Source organism: Candidatus Zixiibacteriota bacterium (genome assembly GCA_035574315.1).
Taxonomy (GTDB): Bacteria; Desulfobacterota; Binatia; order UBA9968; family UBA9968; genus DATLYW01.
The window spans coordinates 31,065-46,054 of sequence record DATLYW010000033.1; the positions used below are offsets into that span (position 1 = coordinate 31,065).

The following is a 14,990-nucleotide window of genomic DNA, read 5'->3' on the forward strand; positions in this document are numbered from 1 at the left end:
AGGGATTCGAGGCGTTGAATGGAAGACATTTATCTGGACAATAACGCCACGACGAAGATCGACGACAGAGTCTTCGTGGCTATGCGACCTTACCTCACCAGCCATTTTGCGCATCCATCCAGCATGCATTCCCTTGGAGCGCGCGTGCGACAAAAAATGGAGCAGGCCCGGGATTCCGTAGCCGCCTTGCTCGGCACCGCGCACCCCGACGAGGTCGTTTTCACCAGCGGAGGCACCGAGAGTATCAACACCGCAATCCAAGGGGTCCTGTCCGTGTTGCCGACGCGAAACCACATCGTAACCACCAGGGTGGAGCACGTTGCCGTCATCGCGGTCTGCGAGCGGGAGCGAGGCCGACACCGTCGCGTCACGTATTTGCGAGTGGATCGAGAAGGAATGCTGGACATCGACGAGCTGAGACAGTCGCTCACGGACGACACCGCGATAGTCTCCGTGATGTGGGCGAACAACGAGACCGGCGTCATCTTCCCTGTCGAAGAAATCGGCGAGATGGTCAAAGAGCGGGGGATCGCATTCCATGTAGATGCGGTTCAGGCTGTCGGGCGGGTTCCGATAAACCTGCGGAAGCTTGCCCAGATCGATCTCCTTTCTCTGTCCGCGCACAAGTTCCACGGCCCGAAAGGGGTCGGGGCGTTATTCGTCCGGCGTGGGACGAAGCTTCGTTCCCTCATTGCCGGCGGGCCGCAGGAAGGATTGCGGCGCGCCGGGACCGAAAACGTCGCCGCGATCATCGGGATGGGAAAGGCAGCCGAGCTCGCCTCGATCCACCTCGAGGAGGAAAACACTCGCGTTCGACGCCTCAGGGACAAGCTCGAGAAAGGGATCCGCGAGCGAGTTCCGGGGACGAAAATCAACGGTAACCCAGCCTGCCGTCTTCCTAACACAACCAACGTGACCTTCTGCGGCCTTGAGGCGGAGCGTCTGTTAAGAGAGATCGAACGGCGCGGGATCTACGCATCGTCCGGCGCGGCGTCCTCGGGGAGAGGCAGTCCTTCCCATGTTCTCACGGCCATGGGACTGACTCCGCGGGAAGCCCTTTCCTCGATTCGCTTCGCGCTCAGCCGCTTCAATACGGAGGAGGAAATCGACTATGCTACAAGTGTCGTCGCCGCCAGTGCCAGGAACCTGAAAGCCGACGTCGCCGCCAGTTCACCGTCGGCCACCGGCGTTTGAAGCCGCCACGACGTGAGTCTAGAGCGGCTAGCCTGAGATCGGAAACGACGCGAAGAACCCATATCAGGATGGTCGAGCCTGCGGCTCCTTTTCTCCTGGTCGCCGGCGAGACGATTCCTCCAGCAATCTCCTCGTTCCCCGTTTACTAGCGAGCGCGTAAGTATATCAACATCGCATTATGGCGGCCCGCGACGGCGCCTTCGAATCCCGTTGCTTCGCGCTCCGGTCGGCCGTTGCTACACGTCGGCGTCGTTTACCCCGTAAAGCCTGACGCAGTTGTCCCACAGAATCTTTCGGCGCGAGGAATCCGGGAGATCCTCGATTTCCAAGAACTCGTCCAGCGCGTGCGGAAAATGGGCGTCGATATGCGGATAGTCGGTGGATATCACGATATTATCGTCGCCGATCCGCTTGACGACATCGACGACGAGGTACTCATCCGGGTCGACGGAGACAAAGCACTGCTGCAAGAAATAGTCGCTCGGTTTTTTTGACAAAGGGACGTCTGCAAGCGGGCCATGAAGCTTGGCTCGCTCGTCCAGGCGATAGAGCAGCCACGGAAGCCAGGCGCAGTTGCCTTCAAGAAACGCCACGCGCAGCTTCGGGAATTTTTCCAGCACGCCCCCTGCACAGAAGCTCGAGACCGCCAGAATCAGCTCGACCGGGTTTCTGAGCGCCAGGCCGATGATGTTGCCGTTGGGATGGTCGTAAAACTTGTTCGCGACCTGGTCCTGATTGGGGCGCGCCGGTGGATGAAAACAAAGGGCGACGCCGAGTTTTTCGATCTCCGCCCATAAGGGGTCAAAGAGACGGTCGTGGATTCGCTTCCCGTTGATCGGCTCGGGACAGAGGGAAAGCCCGACGGCCCCGAGCTCGTTTACCGCGCGCCGAACCTCGTCGACCGCGAGATCGACGTCGTGAAGCGTGATGAGGGCTGAAGCCTTGAGCCGCTTGGGGCTGGCTTTGCAAAAATCGGCGATCCAGTCGTTCCAGGCCCGGCAGAGATCGTTGGCGTACTGCGCCTCAAAAGTCTCGTCGCAATGCAGAGGCGAGGTCCGGAAGAGCACGGCCACGTCCAATCCCTCCATGTCCATGGCCTGGATCTGTGAGACGGCGTCGTAGTTACGCTGAAGGGCAAAGCCGTACCGGCTCTCGACAAGTTGCTCCCCGTACTCCAGCAATTGCCTGCGCGGTCGGAGCAACCTGGTGCCTCCGATCTTGAATTGCGGGCGGCCGTGCCGGGTCCAGCCTTCGGCCACCGGGATACGCTCTCCCCAAACGGGGTTCATGTACCTGACGTAGAGGTCCGGAGCGTCGTAGACGTGCATATCGCTGTCAAAAGCCCTGAAACCGTTTTTAGCCATTGGAGTGTCTCCTTCCGGCAACCGGTTAGATCCGGATAAGCTGCGGGGGAATTTTATTGAGGTTCCGCGAGCCGCTCTCCGTAATCACGAACGTGTCGGCCAGGAAAAGGCTCCTCGTTTTCTTCTTGTCGACGAGGTGCATCTGCAGCGTGAACATCATGCCGGGTTTGTAAACCAGCTTGTCTCCGTCATCGAAAAGGAAGCGGTCCTCGGCGTTCGTCGATCTCCCGAAACCGATCTGGGGCTCATGGCGCGGGTTGGCGCCGAGCATGCCCTGCAGAAAGCTTCCGTAAAACTCGTATCCCTGCTCATGAACAAAGCTCGCGGCCGCCAGGGAATCCAGGCTGCTCTTGCCCGGAGCCAGCGTGGGTATAAGGCGTTTGTAGCCTTCCAGTGCGATATCGAACATCTCTTCGATTTCCCTGGTCGGCTGTCCGGTCACCATCGGCTTGCCGGTTTGCGCCTCATAGCCGTTGTAGAAGATGCCGACTTCGTTATTGATGAAGTCGCGCGGGCCGATCACGCGATCCACGGGTCGCGGCCGCTGGTCATTGATGTCCGGATCGTCCATCGGCGCCGATGCGAGCTGGATCATTCCCATTTCACCGCCGGCTTCCAGAACCGCCCGGTGCGCGATTCCAAAAACCTCTCCCTCGGTCATTCCGACCTTCGTTTTCTCGGCGATCGCATTGATCGCGATGTCTCCCAACTCCGCGGAGCGTTCAATGGCGGCGATCTCTTCCTCGCTCTTGAGCAGGCGGAGCTTGATGAATTCCCTGGTCACGAAAACGAATTCGGCCTGGGGCAGCTTCGACGTGAAGAAATCCCAATGGTTCTTGGGAATGGAGGTGAAAGGATCGTATTCGACGATTCCCACCCGGCCCCGGTCGTAGCCCCTTTCCTGTACGGTTCTCACTATAGCGCTCAGAACGTTCGGCTCGCCGACGATGACTTCTCGCACTGCAGTTCTGGCCAGCATCCCCTCGGCCAGCGAGTGTCCCGGCCGTACGATCAGGCACGGGTCGCCTTCCTTGGGGAAAAAGCAGTAGTTGGCCATCTCGGCCTTTCCCATCATGTTCGTCACATAGCGGATGTTAAACCACAACCGGCCGTAGGCGGCCGAACCGCCGATGATCAGCAAGCAATCGAGCCCCAGCTCGCGCATCATGCTCCTGATGTTGCGGTGTCTGCGCTCGTATTCGGCCCTGGAAAATCTCGGGTAAGGAAAACGTTTATGCATTCGCGCGAGCTCTTCTTCACCGATCAGCATGACGCCTCCGTAATCTTGAAACGCGCGGTTTGCTTACGCGACGTACCAGGGACTTCATTGACTGATAAGCATCACCCGTCGAAAGAGAGCCGGGACCCGCGGAGCACGGGCACGGGAACGTAAAGCTCCCGTTGTGGCCCGAGCGGTCGGATGGCCCGGTCTCGGGGAAGATGGGGTGGCAGGGGTTCATGGAACTTTGTTCGGCTAGCTATCGAGGTGCAAGTTTTTTGTCAAGTCGGAATGTGTCTTCCTTGACACGAGTCCGGGGGAGTGTTATCCGGCTGAGGTCGCGAGGGCCTGACGGCCCGCGCGGGCAAAACAGAGCCGTCTCCCGATGTTTGGAACGAGGCGCTGTCCTCGAGATGGCAACTGTGGCGGTCGGGTCAAATCCCAAGGGCAGAGCGATCCAGCCAGTGGACGGGAGAAGCCCGAGGAGGCGGAACGGGCGGACCGGACCGTTCCGTACGGCGTCCAGCTCCATATCAAATCTCGGCGAATGCGCGAGGCAGGCGTTTGCGTTATGAAGATGTAGGGAAAAAAGGAGGGAAGGCGCCATGGCGATCGACGGGATGAAGGTGGTCGATCTCGACAGTCACCTGGTCGGCGACCTCGAAAGCTGGGAGCAGACGATCGAGGAACGGTGGAAACCGTATCTTCCCCGAAGGCTTCCGACCAGGGACAACGAGCGGCGCAAAACGCTGGTCGGCAACCGCATCATGGTCGGATCGGAGCTGGGCCGCCACAAGGCCGAAAAGCAAGAGTGGGTCAAGCCGGAAGACCTTACGCCTCAGGGGCGCGTGCGCAACATGGACCTCGACGGTATCGACGTCGCCGTGCTCTCGCCCAACTCTCCCGCCCTGGACATTCTCTGGTTCGTCGACGATCCCGAGCTCGGAGCGGCTTATGCCCGGGCGCAGAACAACTACATGAGCTGGTATGCCTCGCAGCAGCCCGGCCGGCTGATGTGGGCGGGCGTGATTCCGCTCCAGGATCCCAAAGAGGCCGTGCGGGAGCTCCACCGGACGCGCGAGATGGGGAGCAAGGCGCTGAACGTCAAGGCGACGCCGATCCCCGGCAGGGAATGGTGGGATCCCTATTTCGATCCGATTTTCGCCGAGCTGGAGAAGACGCGCACCCCGATCATTTTCCACGACACCAAGACCGGCTCTTTGGGCCACGAGCGCTTCGCGGAAAATTTTTTCTTCTCGCACATGGTGGGCCGGACGCTCGAAACCATGGTCTGCCTCATGGTCTACATCTGCGGCGGGATTCTGGAAAAGTTTCCCGACCTGAAGATCATCTGCCTGGAGACCGGGGCCTCGCAGATGCCGTGGTGGCTTTCCCGCATGGACGAGCATTGGGAGAAGCTGCCCCACCTCGTCCCTTGGCTGAAGCGGCGCCCGACCGACATCTTCAACCGGAGCGTCTGGGTCGGCTGCGAGCCCTTCGAGGACGGCCTCTTCGAATGGGCGGTCGAATACCTCGGCGGCGACCGCCTCGTGCTGGCCACCGACTCGCCGCACTGGGATTCTTCTCAGCCCGGGCAGGTGACCGGCCCGATCGCGCGGAGCACGAAGATCTCGCCCGAGAACAAGAGAAAGGTGCTGGGGGAAAACGCGATCCAGCTCCTGGAACTCGGCCTCTGACGGCGGCGGCCGGACGACGGCGCGCAAGGGGGATTCCGATGTACATCGACGGCGACACCCACTACTGGCCGCTTCGTTTCATCGACAGGGTGAGGCATCCCGGCCGCGGCCATCTCGAGCTGGCAGAGGACCGGGGCGACATGATCCGTTTCGGCGAGGTCGTGCCGGGCAGGGTGGCGACCTATTACCGCGACGGCAAGAAGGTGCATTCCTTCAAGGAGGGGCGCTGGAGCATTCCGTTGCGCTCCGAGTTCATGCGGAAGGACGGATTCGATGTCCAGGTGCTGATCCCGGACAACCGGCCGTTGATCTACGAGGTGGACGCCGAGCTTGGCCGGCAGCTCGCCCGGGCCTACAACGACACGGTGGCCGAGGACATCGCCGGCGACCCGCGCTTCATCGGAGTCGCCTGGATCTATCTGCCGGACATCCGGGAGTCGATCCGCGAGATCAGGCGCGCGGTGAGGGATCTCGGCCTCAAGGCGGTGAAGCTCAACGGCGGATGGGCCGACGGCGATCTCGACAACGAGGCCTTGTGGCCGCTTTACGAGGAGATCGCCGATCTCGACATTCCCATCCTGCTCCACCCGGCGGCGCGGGTCTTCGAGCTGCAACACAGCCATCCGTGGCTGATCGGCGCCGAGCGCTTCGGGGGCTACCCGCACTTCCCCACGGCGCTCGGCTTTCCGCTGACCTACATGGTGAGCATCGCGCGGCTGATCTTCAGCGGAGTGCTCGACCGGTTCCCGACGCTCAGGTTCGCCTTCTTCGAGGGCGGCGTGGGCTGGGTACCGTGGCTCATGCACACCCTCGACGCCCACACGCCGGGAGAAGCGGGAATCTCGGTCGCCGTGCGGCAGTTCTTCGAAGGCAAGGCGGGAATCGAGAAGCGGCCGAGCGAATACTTCGATCAGTTCTACGTGGCGGCGGTATCGTGGGAGAGCTATCTCGCGGAGACCGTCAAGGGCTGGCCCGACCACAACATCATCATCGGCAGCGACTTCGACCACGGCGATGCCGTGGCGACCTGGCCCAAAACAGTCTCCACGATCAAGGCGATGAAAGATCTCTCGGACGAGGACAAGGAGCGCGTGCTCGGCGGGAACGCGAGACGGCTCTTCCGCCTGTAGCGCGGCGCTTTCACCGCTTCGTCCTGTACAGCCGGTCGATAAAACCGCTTTCGTCGAATTCCCTGACGAGGCTGGGGTCCGCAAAGTCCTGCGGCCTGGCGCTGCGCGCCTTGGGGTCCTTCTCGCCCAGCTCGTCGAGCGCCTCCTTGATCGCATCCAGCGAAGGATAGGGCTTGGCCGGGACCAGGCGCGAGAAGAAGCGGTAGCTGTCCTCCAGGGCGTCGGCGTCGCTGGTCTTGACGTACTTCGCGATCACCTGCTTGCTGAACTCCCTGTCGGTTTTGTACAGGTGGATTCCCTCGAGCAGGGCGCGAACGAAGCGGCGGGCGATGTCGCGATTCGCCCGCAGGTACGAGACGCGCGACGCCACCGGCGTGGTCGGGTAGGCGCCGCCGAAGTCCTCGGGCTCGGCGAGGATGTTGAGGTTCATCTTGCGGGCGAGGTTGGTCACGGGCGGCTGGGCGACCATCCCGTGCACTTGTTTCGTCTGGATCGCCGCCAGCCGCGCCGGCTGCCCGCCGGGAATCTGGAGGACGGCCACGTCGAGGTCCGGCCGGAGCCCCCACTTGAGCAGGATCTTTCGGGTGGCGTAGTCGGAGTTCGACCCGAATCGGCTCACGGAGAGCTTTTTCCCCTTGAGGTCCTCGGGCTTCTTGATCTCCGGAGCGACGACCATGCTGTAGGCGAGGATGTTGAGGAGGCCGGCGATCAAGGTGACGTCGGCGCCGCGCAGACGCGCCACCACCGGCGCGTTCCCGCCCACCTGCACGATCGGGACGTCCCCCGACATCAACGCCTGCGTCGCCCTGGAGCCGCCGTCGATGTAGATCATCGTCACGTCGAGGCCGTTGCGCTCGAAGAGCCCCGCTTCCTTGGTGATCCAGAGGGGCGCGTGCGAGCCCGCGATCGCGCTCCAACCGATCGTGAGCTTGTCGCTCGCCGCGGCCGGCATGCAGAACAGGGCCGCCGTGACGAGCGAAGCCGCGCGCAGGAATCGACAGGTCATAAAGCCTCCGCCAAAGCCGTCTCCGGCACGGCCGTCCGCAGCCCGCCGGAGCCCGTAAGCCGCCGCGTCACGCCGCCCGTTCCCACTTGTCGACGTCCACCTCCCAGCCTTTGCTCTGCGAAAGGTCGAGCGCGTTGCCCTCGGGGTCGCGGAAGCGAAACTCCGCGTACGGCCGGGTAGAGGGACGCGGGGCGATCTTCAGCACCGCGCTCAGCTCCGCCATGGTCGCTTCCATGCGGTCGACCAGGAAGCCGATGTGGTTGAGCCCGAACCTCACCTCGTGGCCTTCGGCGCGGCTGTAAAAAGGATGGATGGCGAGATTGGTGAAGCCGTCGCCGGCGAAGCGGTTCCCGAGCCCTTGCTGGCGGCGGACGTAGCTGGTCGGGATCTCCCGGAAGCCGAAGACCTCGGAATAAAAGCGCAGCATCGTCTCGGGATCGAGGGCGTTGTAAGCGATGTGGCGCACTCGCGGAAACCGCTTTTCGTCGGCGGCTGCCACGCCGAAGCTTTTCTCGGAGACGGCGACCGGGTGGCATTCCGGGTCGTAGATCCGGATCTCGCCGTGATGCAAGTCGTCCGGCTCGCGGACGATCACGCCGCGCGGGTTGAACCTGAGATAACGGCCTTTCGCCTCCTCGACGCTTTCCACCTGAACGCCGACGTGGTGCAGCCCGATCTCGGCGATCGGCTCGCCGAGCGAGGCGCGCTTCCTGAGGAACGTCAGGTTGAAGAAGCCGTCGGTAATCGAGACGTCGCCCTCGGGCGAGCGGCCGAGCTCCCTGGTGCCGAGGTAGCGGTTGTAGAAGTCCGCGATCTTCTCGGGGTTCTCGCTGATGAAAGCGATGTAGCGAAGCTTGGCCATGGCGGCGTCCTCCGTTCGCTCAGCACTTCATATACTCCAGAAGGACGGGAAATCAAAGGCCGAAGCGGCTGCGTTCCTAGACAGGCGATCCTGCCCGCTGCTATAGGCCGCCGTGGCGGAAAGCGTCCTCCGCGAGAATCCGCGCGCTCTACGGACTGTCCCGAGGAAGCGTCACGCCTCGATCTTTGTTTTCACGTCCGCGGGTGGAAACGAAACGGAGCGGTCCTGTTGATGCGAATTCGCCTGGAGCCCCGAAGGACGGGGTTGACCAGGTGATTGCGCTCCTCCGGAATCAGAGCGGATGGAACCGCCAAGACGAGGGTGGATTCTCCCCGCCGCAGGTTCGTCCTCGACGCAACCGGCTTGCCAGCCGGGCGGTTACGGCATAAGATTGCCGCTCGAAATACGGCGGGCGAAGGAAGAAGCGCGATGTTGATGCTCAACAACGACGACGTGAAGAGCGTGCTCACGATGGAGATCACCATGACCGCGCTCGAGGAGGCGTACCGCGAGCTCGCGCGCAGCGAAGCGGTCTGCCGGCCGCGCATCGACATCCAGATCCCGACGCGGGACCCGGAGAAGCTCTACCAGTGGGGCACGATGGAGGGCGGCTCGGTTTCGGGGTATTTCGCCATCCGGATGAAGTCGGACGTGGTTTACGAGGAGGAGTACCAGGGGACGCGGACCCAGGAGAAATACTGCGTGCGGCCGGGCAAGTTCTGCGGCTTGATCCTGCTGATCGACATCCAGAGCGGCGAGCCCCTGGCGCTCATCAACGACGGATACCTGCAGCACATGCGGGTCGGCGCCGACTCCGGGATCGGCGTCAGGTACATGGCGCGCGAGGACGCGCGCGTCGTCGGCATGCTCGGCTCGGGCGGCATGGCCCGTACGCACATCGAGGCCTTTCTCCTGGCGCGAAAGATCGATCGGGTCCAGGTCTACAGCCCGACGCGCGCGCACCGGCTGGAGTACGCGCGAGAGATCACCGAGCGGTTCGGCGTCGAGGCGGTGCCGGTGGAAAACCCTCGGGACGTCTACAGGGGAGCGCACATCGTCGCCGGCTGCACCGATTCGGCCCTGCCGGTCATCACGGGCAGGTGGCTCGAAGAAGGAACTCACGTCACCTGCGTCGGAGGGAAGCCGGACGAGGACACACTCGCGCGGATCGACGTCTCGCTGAGGCTCGGGAACGCGCCGGCTCCGTGGGGTCTGCCCCAGCTCGCGCTTGCCGACGAGTACGTGACGTACGCCGCGATGGCGGAGCGGAGCGCCGGGTTCCGGATGAAGCGAGCGGGAAAGCGGGCGCACGGCGCGATCGCCGGGGACCGGGCCGTGTTGCTGTCGGACCTCTTGTCGGGCCGGAAAAAAGGGCGAACCTCGGACCGCCAGATTACCTACTCGGAACGAGGCAATATCCAGGGCGCGCAGTTCTACGCCGTAGCCGGCAAGGTTTACGAGCTCGCGAAAGCCAGGGGGCTCGGCCGCGAGATACCGACCGACTGGCTGCTCCAGGACATTCGCGATTGAAGAGAATAAAAAACCATCCGAGGTGAGCCGCATGCCGCTTTTCTTGGACAACTCCGACGTCGAGCAGTCGCTCACGATGAAGGACTGCATGGAGGCGCTCGAGACTCTCTATCGCGAGCTGGGCGAGGGAAGGGCAGTCGCCTCGCCCCGCTCCGACATTCACACGCCCACCGCCGCGGCGCAGAGCGCCGAAGGGCCGATGGCGCACTATCTGAAGAGCATGAGCGGCGCCTCGCCGCACTTCGGCACCGCGGCGCTGAGGTTTTCTTCCGACATCGTGGCATGGCGGGATTCGGGCGGCGGCTTGAGGCGGGAGAAGCTGCCCGCCTTGCCGGGCAACCGCTGGCTCGGCATCGTCATGCTCTTCAGCTCGGCCAACGGGGAGCTGCTGGCGATCATGAAGGACGGGGTCCTGCAGCGGATGCGCGTGGGCGGGGCCAACGGGGTTGCGACGAAGTACCTGGCCCGGCGCGACGCGGAGAACGTCGGGCTCATCGGGTCGGGCTGGCAGGCCGGGTCCCAGGTGATGGCGGTTTGCGAGGCCAGGCGGATCAAGAAAATCAAGGTCTACAGCCCGACCCGGGCCAACCGCGAGAGGTTTGCCAAGGAAATGAGCGCAAGCGTCGGCGTCGAGATCGTGCCCGTCGATTCGCAGGCGGAGGCGGTTCGAGGCGCGGACATCGTCATCACCGCCACCAACTCGCGCAAGCCGTTTCTCGGACCGGCAGCGCTGTCCGAAGGGGTCCATCTCAGCTGCATGCAGCGCGACGAGGCCGAACCGGATGCGTTGCGGCGGTGCAGGCCGCTCGTGCTGCACACGCACCTCACGGAGAACAACGCGACTTCCTCCGATCTCGAGGTATACAACAAGGAGGGGTTCGAGATCCGCGATCATCCGGCGGCGTGGCGGATCGACTGGAAGTCGCTTCCAACCTTGCCCGATCTGGTCACCGGCCGGATCGAAGGGCGCAGCCGCGACGATCAGATCACCGGGTTCGTCAACAACATCGGCCTCGGAGCGCAGTTTGCCGCCGTCGGCGCCAAGGTGTACGAGACCGCCAGGGCCAGGGGGCTCGGGCGCGAGCTGCCGATCGACTGGTTCACGCAGGACGTGCATCCCTGAGAGGGGAACCTCGTTAAGCCGGAAAAAAGGAAACCCGAGAGGGGGCCGAGGAAGCCATGCTTTTGATCACGGATCCCGAGGTGCGCCAGGTTCTCGACATGCGGGACTGCATCGAGGCGATGGAGCGCGCGTTTGCCGAGGAAGCGAAGGGGATCGCGGTAAACCGTCCGCGCACGCGTTACAAGGTTCCGCCCGATCTCGACAAGCCCGGGTACATGGCGAACATCATTCCCGGCGCGGTGCCGAGCTCCGGCGTGGCGGCGCTGCGCTACGATTCGACGATCGTCCAGGAGCGGGTCGTGGGGCGAGCCAGGCGGATGGATTTTCCTTCGCCGCTCAAGCGGAGCTGGGGCTTCGTCCTGCTCTTCAGCCTGCAGACGGGGGAGCCGCTGGCGCTCGTCCACGATTTCAGTCTCTCCGGAATTCGCGTCGGGGCGACGACCGGAGTCGCCCATCGGGCGCTGGCGAAAAAGGACGCGAAGATCGTGGGCCTGTTCGGCTCGGGCAACGAGGCCAGGACCAACCTGGAGGCGATCTGCTGCGTCCGGTCGATCGAGCGGGTCAAGGTGTACAGCGTCACCAAGGAGCACCGGGAACGGTTCGCCGAGGAGATGACGGAGCGGCTGAACGTCGAGGTGCAGCCGGTCGCCAGCCCCGAGGCCGTGATCAAGGGATCGGACATCGTGATGTGCGCGACGAACTCGAGCGAGCCGGTCTTCGACGGCGGCTGGCTCGAGCCCGGGCAGATGGTGACGACGATCGCCAACACGGACGGCGTTCATCGCCGTACCGAGGCCGACGCCACGACCATGATCCGCAGCGACTTCATCGTGCTGAACGACAGGGAAACCGCCGTCGCGAACCAGCAGCGGGAGCTTCTCGACCTGATCGACGAGGGAAGGGTCGGCTGGGAGAAGGTTTGCGAGCTGGGCGAGGTGCTGATCGGGCGCCATCCGGGAAGGACGAGCGACCGGCAGATCGTTTACTACAAGAGCAATACGGGCGTCGGCATCCAGTTCGCGGCGGCCGGGGCGCTGATCTACGAGAACTGCAAGAAGCGGGGCCTCGGGCGCGAGCTGCCGTCCGAATGGTTCGGAGCCGACCTCAGCGAGTGGATGGACAGGGGCTTCATGCCTTCCCCGTGATCGTCGCGCGGCGGGGGCCGCGGGCGCTTGACATTGCATTCGTGATTGTATACACGCACGGCTTGTGCGCACACCAGCATCGAATCGCGCCGGCGGGCCCCTCTCTCTCACGGTTTACGACCGGATCAAGCAGGATATCGTCTGGGCGCGGCTTCATCCCGGGGAACCGCTTCTCGAGGAGGATCTGGCGAAAAGGCTCCGGGTGAGCCGCACGCCGGTCCGGGAAGCGCTCCGAAGGCTCAATCACGAAGGGCTGGTGCGGATCGTGCCCAACAAGGGGGCGTTCGTGCGGGTCCTCACGCCGCGCGACATCCGTGAAATTTACGAGGTCCGGCAGGCGCTGGAGGGCTTCGCGGCGGCGCAGGCGGCGGTCCGCCTTTCGGCGAAGCAGATCGGATCCCTCGTTCGCCTGGCCCGGCATCTGGAACAGCGTGCGCCCGGGCTGGGCTACCGGGAGGTGCGAGACGCGTGGGAGGCGTTGCGCCGGATGGCGATCGCCGCAGCGGACAACGAGCGCGTGGAAAAGATCCTGGCCTCGGTAAACGATCAGGTGGAGACGGCGCGGCATTACGCGTCGGCGCCGCCGGGGAGGATTCGGGAGCTGGTTGCGGATTTCGTCTCGCTCGTCCGGGCGCTGGAAAGTCGGACGCCCGCCAAGGCCCAAAGGCTGCTCCAGCATCATCTGGCCAAGAGCAAGAAGGTCCTTCTCGAGATGTTCGAGGAGCCGGTGGATTCCCGGGTCCGACGGAAAGGAGCCTCATGAAAGCGCGCGTTCTCCTGCTCGCCGTCGTCCTGATTCCGGTCGCCGTCGACGGCAGGGCCGACACGAAACCGCTGCGCATCGCTTATGCGGCGATCGCCGGGTCTCAGGCGCCGGTATGGATGCTCAAGGAATCCGGAAGGCTCGCAAGCCGCGGCATCCCCGTCGATCTGGTTTACGTCGCGGGCGCTCGCTCGGTGACGGCCGGCTTGCTCTCGGGCGAGATCCAGCTGGCCGTTCTCGGCACGACGGCGATCGTTCGCGCCTACGGGAGAGGTGCCGCCGACCTGGTATTGATCGGCGGGGTGGTGAACAACCCCACCTTCTCGGTGATGGTCCATCCCAGCATCGGCAGAGCGGAGGACCTGCGGGGGAAACCGGTGGCGATCACCCGCTTCGGGGGGTCCGTCGATTTCCTGATGCGCTGGTTCCTGAAACGCTCGGGGCTGGAGCCGGTGAGGGATGTACCGCTGGTCCAGGTCGGAGACGTCCCGTCCACCGTGTCCGCCCTGGAGAAGGGGAGCGCCATGGCGACGGTGATCGAGCCGCCGGGTCCGACGATCCTGAGAAAACGCGGGTTCAAGAAGCTCGTCGACATCCCCGACACCGGCATCCAGTACCAGTTTCTCTCCCTGGCGACGACCCGGACGTTCGCGCAGAAAAACGAGCCTCTCATGAAAAATCTCATGGCGGCGTACCGTGAAAGCATAGCGGATTTCAAGGCGAACAAGGGAAAGGCTTTCCAAGTCCTCGAGAAGTACCTGAAGGTCAACGACAAGGATGCGCTGGCGGACGTGTACGAGACCTACAGGTTGAACGTGCCCGACAAGGGAGAGATCAATCTCGCCGGTATCCGGACCATCATCGCCGAGGAATTGACCCCGCAGGAAAGCAAGGGCATCAAGGCGGAAGATCTGGTCGACCTCCGCTTCGCCGGAAAGTAGCGCGCGGGCGAACGCGCCGGGAGGCACGGATGAGCAAGAACTCTGTTCGCGCCGGCATCGGGTTGCTGGGGCTCTTTCTTTGCGCCGAGGCCCCGGCGCAGGAGCGGCTCCGTCTCGCCTATTCCGCGATCAGCGGCGCGATGCTCACCCCATGGGTGGCGCGGGAGTCGGGCATTTTCGGGAGGAACAACCTGGCGGTCGAGCTGGTCTACATAGCCGGAGGGTCGGCCACGGCCGCCGCTCTCCTCGGCGGGGACATCCAGATCATGCTCGCTAACGGCGAGGTGGTCGTGCGGAGCCGGCTTCAGGGTTCGGACATGGTTTCGTTCGCCGACACCACCTCGACCCTGGTTTTCTCCCTGATGGCCCGACCGGAAATCGCCGGTGCGGCCGAGTTGCGGGGCAAGCGCCTCGGCATCACCCGCTTCGGGACCGCAACGCACGCCGCGCTCGTCGCCGCCCTGGCCCATTTCGGGATCGGAGCGAACGAGGTTACGGTTCTCCAAATGGGAGGAATCCCGCAGATCATGGCCGGGATCGAAAAGGGGGCGATCGCCGGAGGCGTTCTGTCGCCGCCGATCAACATCAAGGCTAAAAAGCTCGGGCTGAAGGAGCTGCTGGACGTCGGCACGCTGCGGATTCCGTACCAGCAGACGACCTTCGTGGCGCGGCAGGAGTGGATCCGAAAGAGCCCGGAAGCGATGAAGGCGGTGACGCGGTCGATCGTCGAGGCGATCCACAAAATCAAGACCGACAAACCCTTCGCGCAGCGCATTCTCGGCAAGTACAGCAAGATCGACGATCCCGAGATCCTGGAGGAAGCCTACCGGATCTTTGCGTTGAACTACCTCCCGGAGGTTCCCTACCCGAGCGTCGAGGCCGTGCGGCGCAAGCTCGCCGAATTCGCCGCTGCCGACGAAAAAGCCCGCGCCCGAAGCGCAACCGAGTTCGTCGATCTCCGCTGGGTGCAGGAGCTCGAAAGCAGCGGCTTTATTCAGAAACTCTACCGGCGGTAA

General features: G+C 63.6%; 13 protein-coding genes. 9 read left to right on the plus strand and 4 right to left on the minus strand.

Going from position 1 to position 14,990, the window contains the following annotated elements; all coding sequences use genetic code 11:
- The first annotated feature begins 18 nt into the window (after positions 1–18).
- A complete protein-coding gene (locus tag VNN77_11360; GenBank protein HXG51989.1) occupies positions 19–1,194 on the plus strand; it encodes an aminotransferase class V-fold PLP-dependent enzyme in 1,176 nt (391 codons plus the stop codon).
- A gap of 236 nt (positions 1,195–1,430) precedes the next feature.
- Here VNN77_11360 and VNN77_11365 read toward each other — a convergent pair whose 3' ends face one another.
- Together VNN77_11365 and VNN77_11370 are read right to left on the minus strand one after the other, a co-directional pair.
- A complete protein-coding gene (locus tag VNN77_11365; protein ID HXG51990.1) occupies positions 1,431–2,558 on the minus strand; it encodes an amidohydrolase family protein in 1,128 nt (375 codons plus the stop codon).
- Between the two features lie 25 nt (positions 2,559–2,583).
- Positions 2,584–3,828 carry a M24 family metallopeptidase gene (locus VNN77_11370; GenBank protein ID HXG51991.1) on the minus strand — a complete coding sequence of 415 codons (1,245 nt, stop codon included), beginning with the start codon at positions 3,826–3,828 and terminating at the stop codon, positions 2,584–2,586.
- Between the two features lie 554 nt (positions 3,829–4,382).
- Here VNN77_11370 and VNN77_11375 point away from each other — a divergent pair.
- On the plus strand, positions 4,383–5,474 hold the full coding sequence (locus tag VNN77_11375; protein ID HXG51992.1) for an amidohydrolase family protein: 1,092 nt from the start codon (positions 4,383–4,385) through the stop codon (positions 5,472–5,474).
- A 38-nt stretch (positions 5,475–5,512) separates the two neighbouring features.
- Entirely contained in the window at positions 5,513–6,604 is a 1,092-nt protein-coding gene (locus VNN77_11380) for an amidohydrolase family protein (GenBank protein ID HXG51993.1), read from the plus strand.
- A gap of 10 nt (positions 6,605–6,614) precedes the next feature.
- Here the strand turns inward: VNN77_11380 and VNN77_11385 are convergent, their stop codons facing one another.
- The gene (locus VNN77_11385; protein ID HXG51994.1) at positions 6,615–7,610 is read right to left on the minus strand and encodes an ABC transporter substrate-binding protein; all 996 of its coding nucleotides are present in this window, start codon (positions 7,608–7,610) and stop codon (positions 6,615–6,617) included.
- Between the two features lie 67 nt (positions 7,611–7,677).
- A complete protein-coding gene (locus tag VNN77_11390) occupies positions 7,678–8,472 on the minus strand; it encodes a VOC family protein (GenBank protein HXG51995.1) in 795 nt (264 codons plus the stop codon).
- A gap of 429 nt (positions 8,473–8,901) precedes the next feature.
- On the opposite strand from VNN77_11390, the gene VNN77_11395 reads away from it, so the two are divergent.
- From VNN77_11395 to VNN77_11420, 6 genes are all read left to right on the plus strand, one after another.
- Positions 8,902–10,002, plus strand: coding sequence for an ornithine cyclodeaminase family protein (locus VNN77_11395; protein ID HXG51996.1), 1,101 nt, complete (start codon positions 8,902–8,904; stop codon positions 10,000–10,002).
- Between the two features lie 31 nt (positions 10,003–10,033).
- Positions 10,034–11,125, plus strand: coding sequence for an ornithine cyclodeaminase family protein (locus VNN77_11400; GenBank protein ID HXG51997.1), 1,092 nt, complete (start codon positions 10,034–10,036; stop codon positions 11,123–11,125).
- Between the two features lie 56 nt (positions 11,126–11,181).
- Complete coding sequence (locus VNN77_11405) at positions 11,182–12,270, plus strand: ornithine cyclodeaminase family protein (GenBank protein HXG51998.1); 1,089 nt, start codon at positions 11,182–11,184, stop codon at positions 12,268–12,270.
- A 64-nt stretch (positions 12,271–12,334) separates the two neighbouring features.
- Positions 12,335–13,033: a GntR family transcriptional regulator gene (locus VNN77_11410; GenBank protein HXG51999.1), complete on the plus strand. Its 699-nt coding sequence runs from the start codon at positions 12,335–12,337 to the stop codon at positions 13,031–13,033.
- The gene (locus tag VNN77_11415) at positions 13,030–13,974 is read left to right on the plus strand and encodes an ABC transporter substrate-binding protein (protein HXG52000.1); all 945 of its coding nucleotides are present in this window, start codon (positions 13,030–13,032) and stop codon (positions 13,972–13,974) included. The genes VNN77_11410 and VNN77_11415 overlap by 4 nt, the downstream gene beginning before the upstream one ends.
- A gap of 29 nt (positions 13,975–14,003) precedes the next feature.
- Positions 14,004–14,990, plus strand: a complete 987-nt coding sequence (locus VNN77_11420) for an ABC transporter substrate-binding protein (GenBank protein ID HXG52001.1) — start codon at positions 14,004–14,006, stop codon at positions 14,988–14,990.